Raw genomic sequence first — 1,003 nt, forward strand, 5'->3', positions numbered from 1 at the left:
GAAGCCACTGGAGCACCTCAAAAACACCATCATACACTAAATCAGTAAGTTGGCAGCATCACCTACGATACTGAATCCTCTATTTTCGACTCTTTCCATTTTTCTGGCGTTTCGTTGAAAAGCGATGAGAATATGTTGCCGCCTGATCTACGTGGTTACGCACCGCAAATCACGGGTGTTGCACAAACGAATGCAAAGGTCACTGTCTCACAGAACAACCGTATTATTTATCAAGAAAACGTTCCTCCAGGCCCATTTTCTATTACCAATTTATTCAATACATTACAGGGGCAACTGGACGTCAAGGTTGAAGAAGAGGACGGGCGCGTCACGCAATGGCAAGTTGCATCTAATAGCATTCCTTATCTGACGCGTAAAGGGCAGATTCGCTACACTACTGCAATGGGGAAACCGACCAGCGTTGGCGGCGATTCCTTACAACAGCCCTTCTTCTGGACCGGTGAATTCTCATGGGGTTGGCTGAACAATGTATCCCTGTATGGTGGTTCAGTATTAACAAACCGTGATTATCAATCCCTGGCTACCGGAGTTGGTTTTAACCTTAACTCGTTGGGCTCATTATCCTTTGATGTCACGCGATCTGATGCTCAGTTACATAATCAGAATAAAGAAACGGGTTATAGCTACCGTGCTAACTATTCAAAACGTTTTGAATCTACCGGTAGCCAGCTCACTTTCGCTGGCTACCGTTTCTCTGATAAAAACTTTGTGTCGATGAATGAATATATCAATGACACTAACCATTACACGAATTATCAGAATGAAAAAGAGAGTTATATTGTCACGTTTAACCAGTATCTTGAATCATTGAGATTAAATACATACGTAAGTCTGGCTCGTAATACTTACTGGGACGCCAGCAGTAATGTGAATTATTCATTATCACTTAGCCGCGATTTTGATATCGGCCCATTAAAAAACGTATCCACCTCACTAACATTTAGCCGAATAAACTGGGAAGATGACAACCAGGATCAACTGT

The 1,003-nt window shown here is 42.6% G+C and carries 1 pseudogene; it reads left to right on the forward strand.

Going from position 1 to position 1,003, the window contains the following annotated elements:
- Positions 1-63: 63 nt before the first annotated feature.
- Positions 64-1,003, forward strand: a pseudogene (locus tag N6P30_RS24375) (fimbria/pilus outer membrane usher protein); the annotation flags it as partial.

This window comes from Enterobacter sp. PL1, assembly GCF_945957325.1.
In the GTDB taxonomy this organism is placed as follows: domain Bacteria; phylum Pseudomonadota; class Gammaproteobacteria; order Enterobacterales; family Enterobacteriaceae; genus Enterobacter; species Enterobacter roggenkampii.